The organism is Acidovorax sp. KPB24-03, from assembly GCF_057546605.1.
Window position 1 is genome coordinate 1 of the sequence record NZ_BAAJYR010000619.1, and the last position, 1,513, is coordinate 1,513.

Consider the following 1,513-nt stretch of genomic DNA (forward strand, 5'->3'; position numbering starts at 1 on the left):
CGGTACTGGCGCCGGTGTCCACCAGGTACTGCATCGGCCGGCCGTTGATGGTGCCGCTGTTCACGAAATGCCGCGGCGTGTCGGCGGTGAGCACCACGCGCCGGCCCGTGCCGGCGGCGCTGCGGCTGCCCACGCTGACCGGGGCCTCGCCCAGGATCAACGTGCGCCGCGCGCCGGCCAGTTCGACCACCGCCTCCTCGCGGCCGACCGAGACCACCTTCACGCCCTGGTGGCTTTCACCCGGGCCCACGCCGCGCGGCGCGCCACCGTTGACGACCAGCAGCGCCTTGCCGCCCAGGATGCCGGACAGCGCCACCGCCTGGGCGTGCGCCTGCCATGGCGCAAGCGCCAGGGCGGCCGCGAGGGGGAGGGCGCGCAGGAGCATGGAGGGGCAGCTTGGGGGGGCGGGCGGTGATGCGGCAGGCGGCGGGGAAGTCGGTGTCAGTCGCGGAAGTTGTCGAACGACAGTGGAATGTCCACCACTTCCTTGCGCAGCAGCGCCATGGCGGCCTGCAGGTCGTCGCGCTTGGCGCCGGTCACGCGCACTTTCTCTTCCTGGATGGCGGCCTGCACCTTGAGCTTGCTTTCCTTGAGGAGCTTCTGGATCTTCTTGGCCAGCTCGCTCTCGATGCCGTTGCGCACCTTCACGACCTGCTTGACCTTGTCGCCGCCGACCTTCTGCGGCTTTTCCATGTCGAGAAAGCGCACGTCCACGTTGCGCTTGGTGAGCTTGTTGCGCAGGATGTCTTCCACCTGGGTGAGCTGGAAGTCGGCATCGCCGAACAGCGTGATCTCCTTGTCCTTGATCTCGATGGCGGCGGACGTGCCCTTGAAGTCGAAGCGCGTGCCGATTTCCTTGGCGGTGTTTTCGACCGCGTTCTTCACTTCTACGAGGTTGGCTTCACAAACGGTGTCAAAAGAAGGCATGGCATCACTCTCGGAAACTGGGGGAGAACCCGGCCGCGAAAAGGGGCCGGGTGCGACAATCCGGTCGATGTTAGTCGAGAAAAACGCTCCCCTGCAGCACTGCAATACCTTCGGCATCGTGGCCCGCGCCCATACGCTGGTGCGTGCCCGCTCGGTCGATGACGTGCGCGCCCTGGTGTCCGACCCGCAGCTGGCGGGCTCGCCCGTCTTCGTGTTGGGCGGCGGCAGCAACATCGTCCTCACCGGCGACGTCAAGCCCGTGGTCCTCAAGATGGAGGTCAAGGGCCTGCGGCTGGTGCAGGAAACCCCCCAGGCCTTCATCGTGGAGGCCGGTGCCGGCGAGTCCTGGCACGACGCCGTCGCCTGGACCCTGGCGCACGGCTTTCCCGGGCTGGAAAACCTGGCGCTCATCCCCGGCACCGTGGGCGCGGCGCCCGTGCAGAACATCGGCGCCTACGGCGTCGAGCTGCAGGACCGCTTCGATTCCCTGGACGCCATCGACCTGGCGACGGGCCAGCCGTTCACGCTCGATGCCGCCCAATGCGCGTTCGGCTACCGCGATTCCGTCTTCAAGCACCAGGCCCCC

Annotated in this window: 2 protein-coding genes and 1 pseudogene; 1 reads left to right on the forward strand and 2 read right to left on the reverse strand. The window is 67.7% G+C overall.

The features are described from left to right. Together AC27KI_RS24565 and AC27KI_RS24570 are read right to left on the reverse strand one after the other, a co-directional pair. A pseudogene (locus AC27KI_RS24565) lies at positions 1-385 on the reverse strand (TIGR02281 family clan AA aspartic protease); the annotation flags it as partial. Between the two features lie 56 nt (positions 386-441). After that, positions 442-927, reverse strand: a complete 486-nt coding sequence (locus AC27KI_RS24570) for a YajQ family cyclic di-GMP-binding protein (RefSeq protein WP_272568536.1) — start codon at positions 925-927, stop codon at positions 442-444. A gap of 67 nt (positions 928-994) precedes the next feature. On the opposite strand from AC27KI_RS24570, the gene AC27KI_RS24575 reads away from it, so the two are divergent. Then, positions 995-1,513, forward strand: a 519-nt coding sequence (locus tag AC27KI_RS24575; RefSeq protein WP_487116377.1) for an FAD-binding protein, incomplete at its 3' end; no start/stop codon positions are given.